The 15,876-nt window shown below is 40.5% G+C and carries 15 protein-coding genes; 6 read left to right on the forward strand and 9 right to left on the reverse strand.

All coding sequences use genetic code 11. The features are described from left to right. Nucleotides 1-36: 36 nt before the first annotated feature. The 6 genes from ACH11B_RS22300 to ACH11B_RS22325 all read right to left on the reverse strand — a co-directional run bounded on the left by ACH11B_RS22300 (nt 37) and on the right by ACH11B_RS22325 (nt 6,086). Nucleotides 37-714, reverse strand: a complete 678-nt coding sequence (locus tag ACH11B_RS22300) for a BON domain-containing protein (protein WP_130855469.1) — start codon at nt 712-714, stop codon at nt 37-39. 48 nt (nt 715-762) lie between these two features. Continuing rightward, nucleotides 763-1,608 (reverse strand): universal stress protein, encoded by an 846-nt coding sequence (locus ACH11B_RS22305; protein WP_130855468.1) that lies wholly within the window; start codon nt 1,606-1,608, stop codon nt 763-765. Between the two features lie 11 nt (nt 1,609-1,619). Beyond that, the gene (locus ACH11B_RS22310) at nt 1,620-2,180 is read right to left on the reverse strand and encodes an HdeD family acid-resistance protein (protein WP_130855467.1); all 561 of its coding nucleotides are present in this window, start codon (nt 2,178-2,180) and stop codon (nt 1,620-1,622) included. 23 nt (nt 2,181-2,203) lie between these two features. After that, nucleotides 2,204-2,650 (reverse strand): hypothetical protein, encoded by a 447-nt coding sequence (locus ACH11B_RS22315; RefSeq protein ID WP_130855466.1) that lies wholly within the window; start codon nt 2,648-2,650, stop codon nt 2,204-2,206. Between the two features lie 46 nt (nt 2,651-2,696). Next, on the reverse strand, nt 2,697-5,135 hold the full coding sequence (gene ppsA / locus ACH11B_RS22320; protein ID WP_130855465.1) for a phosphoenolpyruvate synthase: 2,439 nt from the start codon (nt 5,133-5,135) through the stop codon (nt 2,697-2,699). 120 nt (nt 5,136-5,255) lie between these two features. Continuing rightward, nucleotides 5,256-6,086: a universal stress protein gene (locus tag ACH11B_RS22325; protein ID WP_130855464.1), complete on the reverse strand. Its 831-nt coding sequence runs from the start codon at nt 6,084-6,086 to the stop codon at nt 5,256-5,258. 211 nt (nt 6,087-6,297) lie between these two features. Between ACH11B_RS22325 and ACH11B_RS22330 the strand changes: the two genes are divergently transcribed. Both ACH11B_RS22330 and ACH11B_RS22335 read left to right on the forward strand, forming a co-directional pair. After that, entirely contained in the window at nt 6,298-8,415 is a 2,118-nt protein-coding gene (locus ACH11B_RS22330) for an HAD-IC family P-type ATPase (protein ID WP_242627161.1), read from the forward strand. Further along, nucleotides 8,300-9,007: a cation-translocating P-type ATPase gene (locus ACH11B_RS22335; RefSeq protein WP_242627160.1), complete on the forward strand. Its 708-nt coding sequence runs from the start codon at nt 8,300-8,302 to the stop codon at nt 9,005-9,007. The genes ACH11B_RS22330 and ACH11B_RS22335 overlap by 116 nt, the downstream gene beginning before the upstream one ends. A 25-nt stretch (nt 9,008-9,032) precedes the next feature. On the opposite strand, the gene ACH11B_RS22340 is transcribed toward ACH11B_RS22335, so the two are convergent. Then, nucleotides 9,033-9,836: a universal stress protein gene (locus ACH11B_RS22340; protein ID WP_130855463.1), complete on the reverse strand. Its 804-nt coding sequence runs from the start codon at nt 9,834-9,836 to the stop codon at nt 9,033-9,035. Between the two features lie 259 nt (nt 9,837-10,095). Here ACH11B_RS22340 and ACH11B_RS22345 point away from each other — a divergent pair, with 259 nt between their 5' ends. Continuing rightward, complete coding sequence (locus ACH11B_RS22345) at nt 10,096-10,938, forward strand: universal stress protein (RefSeq protein ID WP_165446936.1); 843 nt, start codon at nt 10,096-10,098, stop codon at nt 10,936-10,938. A 3-nt stretch (nt 10,939-10,941) separates the two neighbouring features. Here the strand turns inward: ACH11B_RS22345 and ACH11B_RS22350 are convergent, their stop codons facing one another. Next, entirely contained in the window at nt 10,942-11,808 is an 867-nt protein-coding gene (locus tag ACH11B_RS22350) for a universal stress protein (protein ID WP_377610429.1), read from the reverse strand. 394 nt (nt 11,809-12,202) lie between these two features. On the opposite strand from ACH11B_RS22350, the gene ACH11B_RS22355 reads away from it, so the two are divergent. Beyond that, nucleotides 12,203-12,520 carry a hypothetical protein gene (locus ACH11B_RS22355; protein ID WP_130855460.1) on the forward strand — a complete coding sequence of 106 codons (318 nt, stop codon included), beginning with the start codon at nt 12,203-12,205 and terminating at the stop codon, nt 12,518-12,520. 11 nt (nt 12,521-12,531) lie between these two features. Here ACH11B_RS22355 and ACH11B_RS22360 read toward each other — a convergent pair whose 3' ends face one another. Further along, entirely contained in the window at nt 12,532-13,125 is a 594-nt protein-coding gene (locus tag ACH11B_RS22360) for an HdeD family acid-resistance protein (protein WP_130855459.1), read from the reverse strand. Nucleotides 13,126-13,258: 133 nt separating this feature from the next. Here ACH11B_RS22360 and ACH11B_RS22365 point away from each other — a divergent pair, with 133 nt between their 5' ends. Next, nucleotides 13,259-14,653, forward strand: coding sequence for an MBL fold metallo-hydrolase RNA specificity domain-containing protein (locus ACH11B_RS22365; RefSeq protein WP_130855458.1), 1,395 nt, complete (start codon nt 13,259-13,261; stop codon nt 14,651-14,653). Between the two features lie 145 nt (nt 14,654-14,798). Continuing rightward, the gene (locus ACH11B_RS22370; RefSeq protein ID WP_130855457.1) at nt 14,799-15,857 is read left to right on the forward strand and encodes a response regulator; all 1,059 of its coding nucleotides are present in this window, start codon (nt 14,799-14,801) and stop codon (nt 15,855-15,857) included. Nucleotides 15,858-15,876 lie beyond the last annotated feature (19 nt).

Genomic DNA, 15,876 nt, shown 5'->3' on the forward strand with positions numbered 1-15,876 from the left:
ACAGTATATGCCTCATAGGCTTTCAATCAAATGTCATTAATCATCATAGCGTGGATAATCGGCTAATTTAACCGTCAGCTCATTCTCCACTTTGGAGATACCGGGTGCGGCCCATGCAGCATCTACTGCATCTCCCATTTCAGCCAATGAACGTACGGTGCCTCGCAAGATCGCCCGATCTTTATCGATTTCGATTTGAATATTACGTGCATCAATATTTGCATGTCGCTGAAAAGCCGCCGCAATTTGTTGTTCAACATCCTTAGCTGTAGCTCTTGGTTTGATGTTGATTAAATTGATAACCGATCGGACACCCTTTAAGTTCTCCATCGCCTTTTTTGCTTCATTGCGTTGATACTCCCATTCTACCTGTCCTTCTAGTTTGACCACTCCTTCCTCTACTTTAATTTGAATGTGCTGATCAGCAAGGCTGGCTTGTGATTTAATGGCCTCCACCGCCGCTTGAGCTATTTCTGTATCCGTATGCATTGTTCCGGCAAAAAACACGACCTCAATATCCTCAGCTAAGGCTGTTACCCCCTGAACTCTGCGGGCTGCCCGTTCCGCAGCCATTTTTTTTGAATAGGTACTTACCGTGCCTGACAAGGTAACAACCCCACCTTTCACAGTTACACCAATTTCTGACGCATCGAGTATGGGTTCCCATTTTAACTCATCGATTACATCTTGTTGAATTTCTACATCACTTTTCATAGTAAACAGATTAATAGCGACCTGCTATACAGGTGGCTTTGTTAAAAATTATTGTTTTGTTTCAGTCGGTTTTATTAAAAGAACAGGAATGGTAGTATACAGAGCCATTTCTTTTGATACACTTCTATGTAGGAAGCTTTCACCCAGAGCATGTTGTTTTTTAATCAACAAGATCAGTTGTACCTCCTGTTCTCTTGCGAATTTTAGAATTCCTTGTCTTTCAGATTTATTATCCACATAGAAATACGTTGCCTTGAGATTATCCAGTAACGCGTGTAGAGCATACTGCTGTGTTATCATATGCGGATCATAATACTCTTCTTCTCGATAATCAACATTCACAACGAGCAATTCGGCTCCCAATTTGTTTGTGAGTCCTTTAATTATATTAACCGGTATGGTTGCGGTAACTTCCTTAAAATCGCAAGCTAATGCCATTCGCTTTATGGGTTTAAACGAAATCGAAGCAGGGATTACTAAAAGGGGAGTATCGCATGTAGCACAAAGTCTGGCGGTATTACTACCTAATAAAAGTCTGCTTAACCTTGATTTACCGGTCCGTCCCACCACGATCAGATCAATGGCTTCCCGGGCCTGGATCCGATTGATCCCTTCGATTAAGTTCCAGTGATCAATTTCGCAAACAATCTCAATAGATGGATCAATAGCCAGTAAACATAATTTGATTTCCGCTAATTTATGTGCAGCCTCATCTACAGTGGATTCATTAATGGCTTCAGGTAGTTGCGCGATATCGAAATAGCCATGCAATGCATCCAAACTATGATAAAGAATTATCCTGGAAGCTTCTACCCGTGAAGCAAAAGCGGTAGCGTATTTAGCTGCATTCAGCGCCGACTCGGAAAAGTCGATCGCTACAAGAAAAGTTCTCATAAAGCCAATTTTTAACGTTCGGCAATTATGTTTCGGGCTTTTGCAAAAAGATAAATACGAAAAACACCCGCCAATATAAAGCCAACACCTGTTAATGCCATCAAATCCGTCATTTCTATCGAATTGTTCCTCAACAGTAGTTGCAACACGAAACCAATTGATATAATTGCTACCATCACGAGCCACCAGTTAACGGGTTTCCTTCTCCATATGCTAACTGTATTCTGAATGATTATAATCAGTTTAACCAATAACATACCGCCCATAAAAGGTGGTAAAAGAACCATCAATAGCCAGGGATTAAAGAACACATAACCGGCAATTGCAATGTCCAGAACACCGCCCAATACGAACGAAGGCCAGTCGGGAATCATCTTACGACTGAACAGTGAAAAAGATATCTCAAAAACGCCGGCTGTTAAAGCCAGGATGATAAAAACGATAGAAATATATCTATAGGAGATTATCGGACTCAAAAAGACCCATACGCCAAGCCCGATAAGTACTAAGCCGGCTGCCAGTAATAGCCAGGCGTAATATCGTTTATTTGTTAATGTTGTACGGATTGACATGATCTTAAGGATTAGCGTATTTCTTAAGAGACTTTTCCATTAGAAGGTTTTTTATTGCTCTTATATGATTCTTTCAATACATCTTGAAGCAAGTATAGGTAACCCAGTTCAATTTTATTCCGATGACCGTAGGCCGAGACTATTTTATTGGCAGAACTGAAAATTGCTTCAGCTAACTTTTGATCAATGAACGATGGGTGATCGTCTACAAAACTACTAAACCGTTTGAAGGCGGATGAAGCTGTTGGCCTGCTATCGAATAGCCAATCAAACACCGCCTGAATCTGATAAGCGGCATCATAACCGTACTCGTCCAAAGAGGGTTCAAAATCGAGCCACGCTTCCTGTACCAGGCCTTTAACGGCCTCTACCTCCTTATCCGTTATATCGCGGTCACAGTAGGTAAGGCTATAAAAGAGAAAGGCCAGGTTCTCATAAAATTTTGTCCAAAGTTGAGGTGTGCGTATCATGTTTTCTATTGTTTAGTATAAAGTTATTTATAGGAAAGAAATCTTACTATGATCGAAAACAGGTCTGGTCATGATAGGAATCATCCTCATTTTGCCCATACCATTTTGCTTCCGCTTTCGCTATGTATTCGATTCCTTGCAACAAGGCGTCTGCTGTGAAAGAGATACTGTTGATGCCCTTTCGGACTAAAAAATCTGAAAATTCAGGATAGTCACTCGGTGCCTGACCGCAAAGCCCCACCTTATGGTTATGGGCTCGCGCAGTTTTAATCAATTGCTCTAGCAGGCTTAGCACTGCCATGTCCTTTTCGTTAAATAGATTACTTACATCTGCGGAATCGCGATCAACACCCAAAGTTAGCTGCGTTAAATCATTAGAACCGATCGAAAAGCCATCGAATACGGAAGCGAATCCTTCGGCCAAAATGATATTAGAAGGAATCTCAGCCATCACATAAATTTCGAGTTGCTTTTCGCCCTGCACAAGTCCATAACCTCTCATTATCTCTAGCACTTTTTTACCTTCATCTACCGTCCGGCAAAATGGGATCATCACTTTTACGTTATCGAGCCCCATTTCTACTCGTACGCGTTTTACGGCTTGACATTCAAGGCCAAACGCCTCCTTATATTTTGGATGATAATAGCGGGAAGCTCCACGAAAGCCAAGCATCGGGTTCTCTTCCTTTGGCTCAAATTCTTCTCCACCGATCAATTTAGCATACTCGTTACTTTTAAAATCACTCATTCTTACAATAACATCTTTCGGATAAAAAGCAGCTGCAACCATGGCAATGGCCCCTGAAAGTTTATTAATAAAATATTTTCGCTTGTCGGGAAAGTGCTTTGTTAGCGAATCGATTTTATGTTTCACGTTCTTATCTGCAAGTTCATCATATTTTATTAGTGCCATTGGATGGATTTGGATGCTGTTATTGATGATAAATTCCATCCGTAAGAGACCAACCCCTTCGTTGGGATATCGGCTAAGGTCAAGCGCTCTGTCTGGATCGGCCAGTATCAACATGGGAGCCGTTCGAGTTTTAGTTAAGTGTTCCAAGCTGGTTTCCTTAACTTCCCAACGGAGACGACCGTCGTAAATATATCCGCTATCACCTTGCGCACAGTCTACCGTTATCAATTGTCCATCCTTTAGTATTTCAGTTGCATTGTGCGTTCCCACTACGGCTGTAATACCTAATTCCCTTGCCACAATGGAAGCATGACTGGTTCGACCTCCTTTATTCGTAACAATGCTAATCGCTTTTTTTAAGAGCACATTCCAGTCCGGGTTAGTTATATCTGACACGATGATATCGCCTTGCTTAACTTTGTCTGCATCCGCCAACGAATGTACCAAACAAACACGGCCGCTGACAATCGCCTTCCCTACTGCCCTTCCCGAACAAAGAGGAACCGCTCTGTCCTGTAACTTATAGGTAGTAAGCGTCACTTCTTTCTTACGCCCGTGAACGGTTTCGGGGCGTGCCTGTACGATAAACAGCTCATTGGTTTCGCCATCTTTAGCCCATTCAATATCCATAGGCATGCCATAGTGCTGCTCAATCAGATAACACCAATAGGCAAGTTTCATGGCTTCGTCTTCATCTAAAACAAATCGCTCTCTTAAATCTATTGGTGTTTTGACATTTACCGTTGATTTGCTCATTGATACTTCTTCTCGCAATATCAAGGTATTCTCTTTCCTGCCCAACTTGGTTTGAATGAGACTATATTGTTGGCGGATGACAGCCGGTTTAAAAAGATAAAACTCATCTGGGCTTACAGCTCCTTGTACTACATTTTCACCTAAACCCCAGGATCCGGTTAGGTAAATGATATTTTCGTGCCCCGTTTCTGGATCTACGGTAAAAGCAACCCCCGCGGCTCCACGATCGCTTCTTACCATTATTTGGACACCAATACTTAACAAAACCTGCATATGGTCGAAACCATGATCCAAGCGATATTTAATAGCACGATCATTAAACAAAGAGATATAGCAACGATGACAGGCTATTAAAAGTTCCTGCTCTCCCTTCACATTCAAAAAAGAATCGTGTTGACCTGCAAAACTGGCTTCCGGAAGATCTTCTGAAGTTGCACTGCTTCTCACAACAACTGTTACAGGATCTTTAGTCCCCTTAGCGAGTTCCCGATATGAAGCCAGTACCATTTGTTTCCAATCATCTGGTAATACCGCATGTTTTATCAAATTCCGACACTCCTTCCCTATCTTTTCCAGGTTCGTAAGCTCTTTCGAATCAAGACTTTTCAATACCATTTTCAGCTTTTCCTCCAGCTGATTGAATTTCAGAAAATACCGATAGGCGTTAGCAACAATCGCAAAACCCGCAGGAACTTGCACGCCGAGATTTTGTAATTGATTAATCATTTCTCCTAACGACGCGTTTTTACCACCTACTAAGGCTACATCACTTGCACGGAGTTTAAAAAATGGAATAATATATTGATTGGTTTCCATGGTTATTTAATTAGTTTTCCGATAATTTTCTTCGCATTACCCGATGATAGTTTGCTAAAAACTGATGATCGATTCATTTTTGATGATGATCATGGCTCTTTCAAAAGATATCCCTCGCTATTATTTTCGAATTATTAAAACAGGCAATTCAGCGGATGCGGCCAACTCTTTTGAGACACTTGAGCTGGTAATACGCTCTAGCAAGGAGTGCTGTTTGGCTACCACAACAATCATCTGCGCATCAAACTGATCGGCATAATCCAAAAGTCCTTTGCTAACGTCATTCCCTTCTATATATTGAATGGATGGATCTAACTCTTCAAACAAATCATAAAATGTATGTTGTTCGTATGCTTCGCGATCATCCAAAGGTACTTTCGCATTTTTCCCCACGTTAACGACCATCAGTTGTGCCTGAAAGCTCTTTATCAGTTGAATTAGTTTGGCGATCGGTACAGTGTCTGCCACGTTTTTCAGATCGCAGCCCATTACAATCTTCCTAATCGCTTTAAATTTTGCTTGCGGTGGAACCACCAGTATGGGCGAATGGGTCGTTTTCATGAGCTTCTTCGTACTGCTTCCTACCAGCAATTTCTTCAATACATCTCTTTCAGAACCGATTATTATAAGTTTGGCCTCGCATGTTTCAACAAGATTTGCAAGCCCTGTTTCTAAAGGTCGGGAATCGGCTTTCGTTAAAATCAAGGTATTTTCGGGTGCTAGTGGCAATAGGCTTTCTCGTAACTCACTCAAAAACACCTCCATACATTCTTGCATTTTTTCTTGAGATAACATCATGCTTTCCGGATTTTCCCTCGAAATTGGTAATAATTTATAAGCATGATAGAGAACCAAGTAACGCGCCTTAAGTTGCTTACACAACTGGGCGGCATATTGCGCAGCATTTGTCGCCGGTTGTGAAAAATCCGTTGCAGCTAATATTGTTTCCATAATCTAATTATTTTAGTTAAATTTAGTTACCGCCCATCGGAAGGACGATAATCGAAAACAGTTCTTCATATGATGTTGATCATTAATTAGCCTCCGAGTATTGTGCATTTTGTCTGTCGCGAATTATAGATCGTAGGGAGGTTCCCTATAAGTCTATTTATGAGGGTGATTAAAACAGCCGCTAACGATGATTGTTATCAATCTACATTATATGCGCAAACAAACAAGTGTTACTGAGAGGCGTAATAAATCAACAAAAGGGGAATACTTTCTTAAATATAAAATGAAAGAAGCAACGTGGTTTTTCAAAGAAAGGGCTGAGGTTCTTAAAACGCTTGACGTTGACGAACAAACCGGTCTCTCGAATGCAGAAGTTTTATTAAGACGGAACAAAACCGGCGTCAATGAGCTTCAAAAAGAAAAAAGAAAGACCGTTTTAAGACTCTTCTTTACGCAACTCCAAGATTGGTTAATTTATATCCTGTTTGCCGCCACCTTAATAACTGTTTTTGTTGGAGCGTATGTTGATGCCGTTATTATTCTATGCGTCATTATATTAAACGCACTATTAGGCGTATTCCAAGAGATTAAAGCAAGTAATGCCATTGAAGAACTTCAGAAGATTAGTCGACCGAGGGCAATTGTTAAAAGGGAAAATACAACAACGGAAATAGACGCAAAGGATCTTGTTCCCGGGGATGTTGTGATTCTGGAAGTAGGGCGAAGCGTCCCTGCTGACATTCGCTTATTGGAAACGATTGACCTCAAAATCGATGAATCGGCTATTACCGGCGAATCGGTGCTTAGCTTAAAAGACGCTTCCTTTATTACAGATGACCATCAAACACCACTTGGGGATCGCTATAATATGGCATATATGTCAACCTTAGTAAGTACGGGGCGAGGATTAGGCATCGTTACGGCCACTGGTATGAAAACGGAGATCGGAAAAATCGCCAATCTGATAACAGGTCAAGAAACTCATAAAACACCGCTCGAAAAGCGCCTTGAACATCTCGGAAAAACTCTTGGAAGAATTGCTATCTGCGTATGCTTGTTGATATTTGTGATTGCGATGGTTCAGGGGAGAAACTTACTGGATATGTTTCTTCTTTCTGTATCGTTGGCAGTAGCGTCAATTCCGGAAGGCTTAGCAGCTATTGTGGCAATTGTGCTTTCCATAGGCGTTACCAGGATGTCAAAACAAAACGCTATTATACGCAAGCTGTCAGCTGTTGAGACGTTGGGATCGGTAACTATCATCTGTTCAGATAAGACGGGAACACTCACTCAAAACCGTATGAAGGTAACTGATTATTGTCTTTCCAACGGTAAAGAAGGCGATCCTCTTTCCTTGGCCAAAGCCATGATTCTCTGTTCGGACGCCACGGTTGGTGATGGACAGGTTACAGGCGACCCAACCGAGATCGCCCTACTGCAATGGGGAGATGAGCTTCAGATAAATCGCAAATCGTTATACGAAAGCAACAAACGTATTGCAGAGTTACCCTTTGATTCGGACAGGAAATTGATGTCAACCGTGGTTGAAGAAAACGGGTCCTATACTGTATATACAAAAGGGGCACTAGATGAGCTTATGGAGAAATGTCGTTTTGTAGCAGAACGAGGGGAGAAAGAACTTTTGGATGATGAAAAAAAACAGTTTTATCGCGAATTCGCGGAAAACATGTCTAATCAATCATTGCGGGTGTTGAGCGCCGCCTATAAATCAATAGATTCGAATAAAGTTAAACCCGAAGATCTAGAACAAAACTTAATCTTATTGGGTTTTGTAGGCATGATTGACCCGCTAAGAGAAGAGGCGGTATTGTCAGTACAAAAAGCAAAAAGTGCGGGTATCATAACGGTCATGATTACCGGCGATCATAAAAAAACAGCTTTCGCCATTGCTCACCAGCTACGGATAGCTAATAAAATGGAAGAGGTTATTACCGGACAAGAAATTGACAGGCTTTCTGAGGAAGAATTTATCAAACAGGTTATGCAATACCGTGTGTTTGCTCGCGTTTCGCCGGAACATAAAGTTAAAATAGTCAATGCGCTGAAACGTTGTAAAAACATTGTCTCAATGACGGGCGACGGAGTCAATGATGCCCCTTCGTTGAGGGCGGCGGACATTGGAGTAGCGATGGGTATAACCGGAACAGATGTGGCTAAAAGTGCCGCCGACATGGTGTTAACAGATGACAACTATGCTACTATCATCACAGCTGTTGAGCAAGGCCGAAACATTTATAACAACATTAAGAAATCGGTTATCTTTTTTGCTTTCTTGCAATCTGGGCGAAGTTTTCACATTAGTCTTTAGCTTACTACTTGGTTGGCCAACCCCATTATTAGCAACGCAGCTATTGTGGGTTAATTTAATTACAGACTCGTTGCCTGCAGTTACTTTGGGGATGAACCCTTCCAATCCCGAAGTCATGAAAGCTAAACCAAGACGGCTTCGGGAAAGTTTCTTTTCCGGTGGTGCGACGACTCAAGTTTTTTGGGGCGGGTTGCTTATTGGCCTGAACGCCTTATTTGCCTTTTACTATGGCTTTTACATTAATGAAGCAAGCCCATTTAACAACGTTGAAGACGACGAAATTTTATCTTATGCCCAAACCATGGCATTTATCGTACTTGTTGGAAGTCAATTGCTTTATGCCTTATCCCTTAGAAGTAAACGAAAACATCTTTTCAGACTTAGCCTTCTTTTTAATAAATACCTTGTATATGCAATTATAACAGGTTTTATTCTACAATTGACTGCTATCATGATACCTTTTCTACGAGAAGCATTTCATCTAGAACTACTCAGTTGGACAGATTGGGCAGTTGCCTTACTATTCTCTTTTTTTCCGCTGTTGATTACCGAACTCGTTAAGATGCTACGGGTTCAGCAAGAGAAAAGCTAGCCAAAGAGAGATTTGATGGCCTACTTTAGGCCACCGGCATTAGTAAAATAGGCACGCGCTTATAAACTTCTGCACCCTCAGCCGGTTTATCAGAAAATAGATGAGCGAAGAAATGATGCTTACGATGTGCAATTGCCAACATTCCCTGGTCCTCCGAAGTCATCAATCGGTTGATGATCGTTTCCGCGTGGCCATGCTTACCAGCGTTGAATATACGTATACGTTGTTTAACCCGCGAAGATATGGTTTCCGTAAACAAAGATTCAATGACATCTTCGGTCAGATCCGGCAAACCTTCTGCACATACATGTAACATAGATAGTTTTACATGTAGCGGTTCCGAGAGCTTAGCTAACTCCATTACGATTTTAAAATCCGTGTACCTGAGATCAGTTACATAGAGTATATTTTTTAAACCCTCAAAAACGACCTGCTCTGGAATGATCAGGATGGGACAATTTATCTTATCGACAATTTCTCTTACCTTTTTACCAAATAAAAACCCTGTTGTGTTTTTACCGTCTGCCGCTCCCATTAAAATGAGTTCAATATGCAGATCCTTAACCAAGTTAAACATGGTCTCTGCAAAAACACCCCGCTCAACCAAGCTTGTAATTACCGGTTTGAAATCCGTAGCCACCCAATGACCTTTCAGATCCTCCTTAATTTTTTCCAATTCGGAAAAAGCCTGTGCATAATTAGCCGTTCTGTCGTCAATTATACAGGATAAGATCATATTGGATTTCAAGCTTTGCGCTAGTTTTAACGCGTATTGCAAAACATTGTCTTTTTTGTTCGCAACATCAATCATCAAGAGAATATTCTTCATGTTTAATTCATTTTACCTCGTTAATTTTTCCATTTGTACAATGGAGCATACCGAATTCAAATTTCCTTTACTTCTTCCGCTTTTTGAATGATTTGGATAACCGCCAAAGATGATTGCGCTCATTATATTGTGATATGTTTGGAACACCAACTAATGTCTACAATCATTTATTGTACTTATGAAGATCATAGTTTCCTCGCCTTTTATGTACTTACTTCGCGTTATACAGTTTATTCAAATAACTCTTAAAAATATTCTTATGGACACCATTTTAGTTCCGACCGACTTTTCGGAAAACTCCAAAGGAGGAATCCGTTTTGCCATTAACGTAGCAGCTTATACAGATACTCGTCTGCTATTTATCTATGTGGCACCGATTGTATATAAAACCGACCCGAACATGTCATACGAACATTTCGGTATCAATAAAGATGAGCAGTCGCTATCCTTAAAAAACTTTGTTGAGGCTTGTTACCAAGAAATGGGAGTTAAGCCCAAATTATACGACTGTACTGTTATCAGTGGGCTACGAGCAGATCTCGCCCTTCTACGGTTTTGCACTAAGAGTACAGACATCACTCACATTTCAATCAGTACACGGGGCGCTAGCGGACTAAGCAGACGCTTGGGCACAAATACCGGCAACCTTGTTACCAAATCCTGTATTCCGGTCTTTGTAGTCCCCACAAATTACCGGCCGACACCGTTAAAGAGCGTACTCTATGCTTCAGATCTGCAAGACTATAAAAGAGAAATACAAGAGGTTTTAACATTTGTTGAGCGGTTCAAAGCAAACTTAGATGTGCTACATTTGACGAGCACACCTGAAGACGTATCTACTGCCCCGTATACCAAATCAACAGCTTATCCGGTTGATTTTCACATTACAAAAAAAGATATACTTCAATCTTTCATTACACAATTATTGAAAGAAGTAGATCGCCTTAAGCCTTCCGTGCTGGTATTATTTACCCGGCAAAATCGGTCTTTCTTAGAAAAGTTGTTCCCGTCAATTTTAGCAGAGGAGTTGGCCTTTCATCCAAAGGTCCCTATGCTAATCTTTAGCAAGATAAAGGAAACAGCAGGTGAACCTATTTCGTAATTTTCAGTAATTAATAGATGCGCCTTTTAGCACCAACAACGGAATTTTTATTTGCTTCGCGATTTGTTTTGTATGACTTCTCTGCCATAGTTTAGCCAAGCCGCTTTCCGGTCTATGAACCATGGTTAAAACATCCACTTCGCCATTTTCTGATAGCCGTAAAATGCCGTCCTCAATGGTTTGGCCCGATAAATAGCGATAATAAATTCTATCATAGTTATTCTTACCGGCGACCTCCCGCAAGAAAGATTCAGTCTGTTGCTGATGCTGACCATCATTAGCGTCAGTAGTTACGTGACTGATCACTATTTCGGCATGAAATGGCTCGGCATATTTAGCCAATAATTCTATTAAGGCTATGTCGTTTGGACTTAGGTCGGTTGCAAAAGCAATTTTATTAATTTTCCGGTATTTAAAGTTATGTGGAATTAATAAAACAGGACAAGAAATGTGCCTGATAAAGTCCCTACTTTTACTTCCAAAAATAAACCGTTCGGCGTTACCCGCTCCATGCATTGCGGCCACAAGTAATATCGCTGCATTGCGTACTATTTCTTCGGCAATTTCTTGGTAAACCACGCCTTCTACTAAAGAAGACGTGACAGAAACCTTTTCCCCAGCATTGTTTTCTATAATTTGAAGCCTAAACTGTTGCTTCAAAAGGTTCATCTGCTGATTGGCTTTTTCTTTTACATCTTGATAATCAAGCACGGGCCATAGAATCTGGGTGTCTAAAAGTGTTTTATCTGCGACTTCCATTACGTGTACCAGATGTAAAGAGGCCTGCAGCGTTATCGCCATTTCTACGGCGTACAACGCTGCGTTATAAGCAGGTGCAGAAAAATCGGTAGGTACTAACACTGTTCTCATAACATATTTTTAGGGTAAAGTTCGTAAAGGTATCTTGCTCTGTCAGTGAAATCAATCATGCTTACCCATGATTGTCAACAGTATGGATCTCAAAGAAAGAAACTGCGTTCAAAAAGCCATTTAAACGGCCGTACTTTGTTACGATAAGTTAGTTTATATCGTTCAATACTGTGCGTTTATATGAAGGTGTAAAGGTATCAGTTGGTCTGCTTATGCTAGATGATACGTATCAATATCGCAGTTGATTGGAATCATATCTATCTTTTAACACAAGCGCTATCTTTCCGATAAAATTAGCAAGCAGCCCAGGCTGCAACGGTTCAAGATTTTGAATAAGATTTTAACCAATAAATGCTAAAGATTGCTACAAGAAAACCATCTAAAAAATAATGAAATGAAAACAACACTAATCATTCTGATGTTGGTTCACGGCACCATCCATCTCTTCGGTTATTCAAAAGTACTGATTGTTCTATCCCATCGGGCCTTTCAATCGAACCTACACCGACTCGGATGGCTGTTGAGCTGTCTCTTATTCCTCACAAGCGCAATCCTTCTGTACATTCATCAAAGTAGCTGGCAAATTCTGTGTTTTATTGCAATGTTCACCTCTCAACTTTTGATAATAAGCGCTTGGAAAGAAGCAAAATATGGTACGATTGGGAATCTCCTGTTATTTTTGATGATCCTGCTTTTGAACCGATTGGTCTAGCTCATTTCTATTTAGGATTGATCCGATCCTCTCCGAAAAAGCCTACCAGTATTCCGATAAACAACGGACAAAGAAATAGCGGTGATACCGATTAGAACGATACCCAGACCGGTCCAAGAGATGGTATTGAGAAAACCGATTACCTGCAAAAAACTCGCAGTAGCACTTGAAACAATTATTAAGGAAATCAGCATAATTGCTACACCCATTGCAAGCTGTAACCACCATCTTTGATAAGCGTACGCTCGAAGCAACAGGGCGAAACGCAATGCTGTAAAGCCCTTGTAAAATACCCAAATGCTGATTAAAGGTGTAAGTATAATCATCATAATCAATGGTGATAGCAACAAATATATCCCCATAGTAACATCGATGATTCCACCCACCAACATGGTCAACCACATCTTTATTATTTTTTGATGTTGTATGATGAATAGTATCTCAAGGACACCACTGACAATGATCAAAACGGAGAAGCTAAGGCTAATAAACAAATAGGATTGAAAAGGGCGCCATAAAGTTAAAAACCCTATTATTACCAATAAAATACCGGTGATTAAGATCCGCTTGTTAAGCTGTGTAGATTTTTTGATATCGCGTTCCATAATTTGACTTTTATGCAATAAAATTAGCCTTTATCGTGGCCAATATATATGACTGGTATTAGGGATTCTATTGATCGTTATCATAAGGGAGTTATAAGCTATTATGGAATTTTGTATTAAAAACATAGAGCTAATGCTTACGATTGATAATAAAAAGGCTGTATTGCTTCAGGCTTTTGGAGCAGCAGAAACAGTTACAGGTTCGAAACTACTCGTGCGTACGCCGTCACTCAACATTATGATTGATTGCGGTTTGTTTCAAGGATTGAAATCACTACGAGCTAAAAACTGGCAGTATCCACCTATTAATCCCAGTAAAATTGATGATTTACTTATCACCCATGCTCATCTTGACCACACGGGCTATATTCCACTACTTGTAAAATATGGATATAAGGGCAAAATTTACATGAGTGCTCCTACACGGGAGCTATGTGAAATCATCTTACGTGATAGTGCTAAATTACAGGAAGAAGATGCTTACAAAGCAAATGTGCATGGCTATACGAAGCACAAACTTGCTGAACCTTTGTATACAATTGCCGATGTGGAAGTGGCGCTAAAACAATTTGTAACAGTAGAACTCAACAAACTGTACCAACTAAATAACTACATAAATTTTCAGTTCTTTCCGGCTGGACATATACCGGGTGCTTGTTCAATTAAGCTCAACTGCTATGGTAAACACATTGTATTTTCGGGTGATCTAGGTCGCCGGCATACACCTTATCTTCCCTCTCCGCAAGCACCTGGAGAGGCAGATTATCTTGTTATGGAAGCCACTTATGGTGATCGGCTTCATGAAAACTCAGATGCGGGAGAACAGCTCACCGCGATGGTTCGGGAAGTAATCTCCCAAGGGGGCAACTTATTAATCCCCTGCTTCGCAGTAGGCCGGGCCCAAGAGCTCCTCCTTTTGCTATATCAATTGAAACAAGAACGAAAAATACCTAAAGAAATTCCTATCTTTCTAGATAGCCCTATGGCCTCCTTAGCCAACAAAGTATTACTGCACTATCCGGAGTGGACGACACTTGCCAATCGGCATTGGCAAAAAGTATTAAGCAGCATAACCATCAATAAGGATTTCAGTGGTACCGAGAGAATAATCAAACAAAAGGGCAGTAAAATCGTTCTTGCCGGAAGTGGTATGCTTACAGGAGGTCGGGCACTCGAGTACCTTAAACATTATCTTGGCGACGACCGGAATATTGTGCTGCTAATTGGCTTCCAAGCGGCCGGCACCCGGGGGAGAGCATTATTGAATGGCGCTTACGAAATAAAGATCCACGGCGGATATTATCCGGTAATTGCAAAGGTTCACGAAATTACCGGTCTGTCGGCCCATGCAGATCAACAGGAACTAATGGACTGGCTATACAGCAACAATAAAGCACCGATAAAATTATATCTGAATCATGGTGAACCCTGTGCTTTAGAGGCCTTACGTGTAAAGGTTAAGGATAAATTGCGATGGGATGTGACGATCCTAAAACAAGATCAATTAGAAGTATTATATGCAGTTTAAGCAAAAACAATTCGTAACCTTAATTGTCTTCAAAAATATCTATATTTACGAAAGCCACTGACAGCCCTTGAAACACACTTTCTAAAAATAACGCTCTATTCATGTAAGTGTTAATGGCTTTTATGATTGGTCAAACTATACGCTCATGAAAAAAATTGTTCTCATCGAAGATAATCAAGAGATTAGAGAAAGTATGGCTGAAATCTTGGATCTTGCCGGTTATAAAGTTTACACTGCGGAAAATGGAAAATTAGGGGCTTCCCTAGCTTTAGAATATCAACCAGATTTGATTATATGCGATATTATGATGCCTGTTTTGGATGGCTATGGTGTTATCCATTTATTGCACAAGCATATGCCTATGCATCATATTCCATTTATTTTCATTTCTGCGAAGACCGAACGAATGGATGTACGAAAAGGTATGGATCTGGGAGCCGATGATTACTTAACCAAACCTTTTGATGGAACAGAGCTTTTAAACGTGGTAGAAGCCCGGCTAAAAAAAAGTGAGTTTTTAAAAGAAAAATTGCAGCCTAACTTAAATGGCGTAAGTCAATTGATGCGCAGCTTAGGTGAACGAGATTACATGGAAGATCTTAAAGAAGGTCGTAATATCAATAGGTATAAAAAGAAACAGTTGATTTATTCAGAGGGGAATCAGCCCGCACGTTTATTCTATGTTTTGAAAGGCAAAGTAAAAACTTTCAAGCGAAATACAGACGGAAAGGAGCTTATTATAAACCTATATAAAGCGGGTGATTTTTTAGGTTACCGTGCCTTACTTGAAAACTGCGAGTATCGAGAATCTGCTGAAGCACTTGAAGATACAGAACTAGCACTTATACCTAAGTCTGATTTTGAGGAACTGTTGAACAGTAATTTTGCGGTGATGAGGAAGTTTATCAATATTTTAGCTGAAAACCTGGACATGAGCGAAAATCAATTACTGGCGGTAGCGTACAATTCCCTACGTAAAAAGGTGGCCGACTCCCTAATAACCTTATATGATAAATACAACGCGGAAAGGGCTTCCCCCTTTTATATTGATTTATCAAGGGAAAACCTTGCTTCCATCGCCGGTGTCGCTAAAGAATCATTGATCCGCACATTGGGCGATTTCAAACAAGAAAAGCTAATCACGATCGAGGACAATCGGATTTCCATTTTGAATTATGATAAATTAAGAAAAATGCACAATTAATTTTCTACCAAAACAGTTT

Source organism: Olivibacter sp. EAT-5 (genome assembly GCF_044784325.1).
Taxonomy (GTDB): Bacteria; Bacteroidota; Bacteroidia; order Sphingobacteriales; family Sphingobacteriaceae; genus Olivibacter; species Olivibacter oleidegradans.